We start from the raw sequence: 5,317 nt of genomic DNA, 5'->3' as shown, positions 1-5,317 counted from the left end.
TCGGCGAGCTGACCGGAGGTGAGGATGCCGCGCCGTTCCAGGTGCCCGGTCAGCTGCGCGATCGGGTCGCGCGCCCGCCAGGACGCCTCTTCCTCCTTGGTGCGGTAGCGGAAGGCGCTGCCCGGGAACGGCCCGTTCTGGTGGAAGTAGCGGTACAGGTCGGCCTCGACCAGGGCGGGGCCGCCGCCGCGCATGTGGGCCACGGCCTGCGTCATCGCCAGGTAGGTGGCCAGCGCGTTCATGCCGTCGACGCGGAAGCTGCGCACGCCGAAGCCCGGCCCGCGGGCCGAGAGGCGCGGTTCGCCGGTGGCCTCGTCGACGCTGGTGGACACCGCGTAGTGGTTGTTCTCCACGAAGAAGCACAGCGGCACGCCCCACGCCGCGGCGAGGTTGAGCGATTCGAGGGTCGAGCCGATGTTGGCGGCTCCGTCGCCGAAGTAGGTCACGGCCACGTTGTCGGTGCCCGCGTGCCGATGCGCCCAGGCCGAGCCAGCGGCCAGCGGGACGCCGCCGCCGACGATGGCGTTGGTGCCGATCGCGCCGGCCTGCTTGTGCTTCAGGTGCATCGAGCCGCCGCGCCCGTGGCTCCAGCCGCGGTCCAGGCCGCAGATCTCGGCGAGGGTGCGCAGCAGGACCTCGCGCACCTCGGGCGAGTAGTCCGCCGTCGGGTCGATTCCTTTCGGTTCGACGTGACGCAGCACTTTGGCCAGGAACTGGTGGTGCCCGCGGTGGGAGCCGTTGACGGTGTCCCCGTCTTTGAGCGCGAGTATCGAGCCGACCGCCGCACCCTCCTGCCCGATGCTCGAGTGCGCGGGCCCGTGGACCAGACCGTCGGCGGCCAGTTCCAGCACGTACTCCTCGAAGGCGCGGATGAGTGTGAGCTGGCTGTACATCGCGGTGAGCAGCGCGGGGTCTGCCGCGTCCCAGTCGGCATCGGTGGCGCCGATCTCGGTCCAAGACACTCGTGGTGTCAGCTCACGGACATCAGTCATCAGACTTATCCTCTCTGCCGCCGCCTGCCGCATCGAAGGCTTTGCCGCCCGGATAGGACACGAGCTCGAACTGCATGCCCCACGGAGCAAGGAAGTAGACCCAGCGCTGTCCGGCGCTCGGGCCGGTGCTGGCGGTCGGTTCGCCGAGCACGGTCACGCCGCGGCGGTGCAGGTAGGCCACGGCCGCGTCGAGGTCCTCGACGTAGATCGCGATGTGGTGGCCGCCGTGGTCGCTGTTGCGGGGCGGCCGGGTGTGCTGGTCGGGGGCTTCGTATTCGAACACTTCGAAGATGGCCTGTCCGGCGAGGCGGAAGAAGTGCAGTCGCCGCATGACGGCGCGCGGATCGACGTTCAGGTGCTCGGCCATCCAGTCGTCGTCGTGGGCGAATGGGCCGAGGGAGTACATGTACTGGCAGCCGATGACGTCCTCGAGGAAGCGGCGGGCTTCGGCCAGGTCGGGGACGGTGAAGCCGATGTGGTCGATCCCGCTCACGCCGGGCAGGGTGTCGGCCACATTGCCATGCACCGGCACTTCAACGCGTGGTTGCGTGGTCATCGCTGCGGTCACCACCGGCTCGCGACGCACATGGACTCGGTGAGGGTTGCAAGAGCCATGGTCGCGGCGCCTTTCGCAGTCGCAGGAATGCCGGTCGCTTCCGAAGGGGTCACAAGAGCTCAGAAGGGGTTGGCGACCACGAGTTCGTCAGCGGGGTAGAGCGTGAGCACGCGCGGGCCGTCAGCGGTGACAACCACCTCCTCCTCGATGCGGGCGGCGGAGAACCCGTCGTCGGCCGGACAGTAGGTCTCCAGGGCGAAGACCATGCCCTCGCGCAGCTCGACGGGTTCGCGCAGGCTGTTCAGGCGCGAGATGATCGGCCGCTCGTGCAGCCCGAGCCCGAGGCCGTGCCCGAACTGCAGGCCGAACGCGGCCATTTCGTCGGCGAACCCGAAGTCGGCGGCCTTCGGCCACACCGCGGCGATCTCGTCGGTGCCGACGCCGGGCTTGACCGTCGCGATCGCGGCGTCCATCCAGGCGCGCGCGGTGGCGTAGGCGGCGCGCTGCGAGGCGGTGGCGCGCCCGACCGCGAACGTGCGGTAGTAGCAGGTCCGGTAGCCGTTGTAGGAGTGGATGATGTCGAAGAACGCCTGATCCCCGGGGCGGATGATCCGGTCGGTGAAGTTGTGCGGGTGCGGGTTGCACCGCTCGCCGGAGATGGCGTTGACCGCCTCGACCTGGTCCGAGCCCATCTCGTAGAGGCGCTTGTTGGCCAGCGCGACGATCTCGTTCTCACGCACGCCGGGCCGCAGCGCGCCGACGATGTCGGCGTAGACGCCGTCGACCATCGCGGCCGCCTGCGTCAGGAGCACGATCTCGTCGACGCTCTTGATGACGCGCGCGTCGAGCATCGCCTGCTGGCAGTCCACCACCCGCAGCCCCTGGCGCTGCATCTCGAACAGGAACGCCGGCTCGACGATGTCCACCCCGACCGGGGCGTCCGCCAGTCCTGCGTCCCGGAGCATCCCCGCGATCTCGGCCACGGCCGAGACCATGAGTCCCGCGGACGGGGCGACCGCGCCGCGCATGCCGAGCATGCCGGGCCGGCAGTTCTCGTCCGGCAACCAGTCCGAGTACAGCTGATGGTGGCGCACCGCAGAGCCGAAATCCCACAGCCACGGATCCTGCGCGGCCCGGGTGAGCAGCGCGTAACGGGTCATCTTGTCCCCCAGCGCCCCGCCGATCCAGGTCTGCGTGGTGTAGCGGATGTTGTAAAAGTCGAACAGCAGGAAAGCGCCGCACTCGCTGGCCTCGAGCGCCGCTCTCGCCCGCGACAGCCGATAGGCGCGCAGGCGTGCGAAGTCGACCCGCTCCTCGTAGTCCACCGCGGTGTGTCCGGGAGCTGCCAGGGGCCGGGCGGTCGGCTGTGTCATGACGGACGCTCCGGAGAAGCGGTTGCTGCAATCGATTGCTGTCGGCCTCGATGCTAGTCACAGTTCAGCTGCCTGGCCAGGTTCCCCGGGCCGCCTCAGGCAACCCGGGGAACCGCCCGTGCACCGGCGTGTCGGTCCTTGTCGGTCCGCTTAGTCCAGTAGCGCCAGCACTGTGCCTGCGGCGACGGTCCGGCCGCCCTCGCGGATGGCGAAGCCGAGACCCTCGTGCATGGCAACCGGCGCGCCGAGCCCGACGGTGAGCTCGAGCGTGTCGCCGGGCAGCGCAATGCCGCTGTCCAGCTCGACCGCGCCGACCACGTCCGTGGTGCGGAAGTGGAACTGCGGCCGGTAGTTGCTGCCGAAACCGGTGTGCCGCCCGCCCTCGGAGGCCGAGAGCAGGTAGACCGCGGCCCGGAAGCGGGCGTGCGGCCGGACACTGCCGGGCGCGCACAGCACCTGGCCGCGTCGGACCTGCTCGCGCTTGACCCCGCGCAGCAGCACCGCCGCGTTGTCCCCGGCCTCCGCGGCCTGCATCGGCTTGCCGAAGGTCTCGATGCCGGTGCAGACGCTGGTCGGACCGTCGCCGAGGCCCACGACGTCGACCATGTCGCCGAGCCTGAGCACGCCGCGCTCGACGGCCCCGGTGACCACCGTGCCGCGACCGGTGATGGTCAGCACGTTCTCCACCGGCATCAGGAACGGCGAGTCCAGGTCGCGCGGCGGGTCCGGGATGTACCGGTCCACCGCGTCGAGCAGCTCGACCACGCTCGCCTCCCAGACCGGGTCGCCCTCGAGCGCCCGCAGTCCAGAGACGCGCACCACCGGGACCTCCTCGCCCGGGAAGCCGTAGGTGTCCAGCAGTTCCCTGATCTCCAGCTCGACCAGGTCCAGCAGCTCGGAGTCCTCGGCGAGGTCCGCCTTGTTCAGCGCCACCACCAAGTGGGGCACCCCGATCTGGTGGGCCAGCAGCACGTGCTCGCGGGTCTGCGGCATCGCGCCGTCCTGCGCGGAGACGACCAGGATCGCGCCGTCGACCTGCGCCGCGCCGGTGATCATGTTCTTCACGTAGTCGGCGTGTCCGGGCATGTCGACGTGCGCGTAGTGCCGGGTCGCGGTCTCGTACTCGACGTGCGCGATGTTGATGGTGATCCCGCGGGCGATCTCCTCCGGGGCGCGGTCGATCCGGTCGAGCGCGACGAAGCCGGTGGTCGCGCCGTCCCGCTGGGAGAGCACCTTGGTGATCGCCGCGGTGAGGGTGGTCTTGCCGTGGTCGACGTGCCCCATGGTGCCGATGTTCAGATGCGGCTTGGTGCGCGCGAAGGCCTGCTTGGTCATGTTCGTCCCCTACTGAAGCTGAAGCGGGATCCGAAGCGGATCCCGGCCGGGCCGGCGGGTACGCAGCGCGACGGAGCCGTCCGCGACCGCGCTGGAGAACCGGATGGACCCGTGGACGGAAACAAGACCTTCACGCCACGGGTCCCGACACCCTCCCCCGTCGGTTCCGGCAGCAGGAGGAGGGTCAGCTTCGGGCGCCGGGCGCCGTCAGTGCGGCCGCGGACAGGGCAGAGGCGGTCGCCAGCGCACCCGGCCGGCCGAAGCCTGCGGGCAGCGAATCGAGGGCGAACCGCGCGAACATGGGGACAAAGGTGCCACGGGCTAGGCGAAAGTGCACCCGGTTTTCGTGCGCCGTCTGCGCCGCCGCGGTCCAGCCATGCCCGCGTCACTCGCCGCCCAGTCCACCCACACCATCTGGGCCAACGGTGGCTGGAGCCAGTGGACCACGTACACCAACGGCGCTTACCAGGCCCACATGGCCGAGGCCCAGGCAGCTGTGGACCAGGTCAGCGGCGGCGGGGGTGGAGGTGGCGGCGGTAGCTGCTACTCCGCGTGGAGCGCGAGCACGTCCTATGTCCCGGCGACAACGTGTCCTACAACAGCGTCAACTGCACCGCTACCTACTGGTCGACGGGCGTGACACCGGTTCGGCGATCGCCTGGAACATCTGGAAGTCCGACGGCTCTTGCTAACCGGCGACGCGCTTTAACCGCGGCGACCGCACGGGCCGACCGTTGCGGGCAGTCGGCATAGGCTGCCCGTAACGCGGGCGCTCCTGCTCATCGCGGCCACAGCCGTGGACCGGGGACTGACCGTGCTGCGGGGCCGCTTCGGCCATCGGCCGTCCGCTGTCGTGCGGAAACTGCTTCTGCACGACAGCGGACGCCGCGTTACCGTGCCCGACCCGGATGCCGGGCTGAGATCAGATCAGCTGCTGTGGTGGATGGACAGTGCGTAGAACGCGACCTGTGCGCCGACGCTGGAGTCGCTGCCTGAGGTCTGGTCGTAGTCGCCGGCCTTGAAGTACATGCCATAGCCGTTGAAGGTCGAGGAGGCCGTCC

The 5,317-nt window shown here is 69.9% G+C and carries 5 protein-coding genes; all 5 read right to left on the bottom strand.

Annotated features, from left to right (window positions below; all coding sequences use genetic code 11):
- Nucleotides 1-992 (bottom strand): thiamine pyrophosphate-dependent dehydrogenase E1 component subunit alpha (locus VGZ32_RS06290; RefSeq protein WP_326884888.1); only part of this gene is annotated, 992 nt, incomplete at its 3' end.
- Nucleotides 985-1,548: a VOC family protein gene (locus VGZ32_RS06285; RefSeq protein WP_326884887.1), complete on the bottom strand. Its 564-nt coding sequence runs from the start codon at nt 1,546-1,548 to the stop codon at nt 985-987. The genes VGZ32_RS06285 and VGZ32_RS06290, both read right to left, overlap by 8 nt.
- A gap of 119 nt (nt 1,549-1,667) precedes the next feature.
- Nucleotides 1,668-2,921: a Xaa-Pro peptidase family protein gene (locus VGZ32_RS06280; RefSeq protein WP_326884885.1), complete on the bottom strand. Its 1,254-nt coding sequence runs from the start codon at nt 2,919-2,921 to the stop codon at nt 1,668-1,670.
- A gap of 150 nt (nt 2,922-3,071) precedes the next feature.
- Entirely contained in the window at nt 3,072-4,256 is a 1,185-nt protein-coding gene (gene tuf / locus VGZ32_RS06275) for an elongation factor Tu (protein ID WP_326884884.1), read from the bottom strand.
- A gap of 927 nt (nt 4,257-5,183) precedes the next feature.
- The coding region (locus VGZ32_RS06270; protein WP_326884889.1) for a polysaccharide lyase family 7 protein at nt 5,184-5,317 on the bottom strand (134 nt) is incomplete at its 5' end.

This window comes from Actinocrinis sp., from assembly GCF_035938995.1.
Taxonomy (GTDB): domain Bacteria; phylum Actinomycetota; class Actinomycetes; order Streptomycetales; family Catenulisporaceae; genus DASZGI01.
Note: the sequence above shows the minus strand (reverse complement) of the source record. Positions and strands in the feature narration are given on the sequence as shown.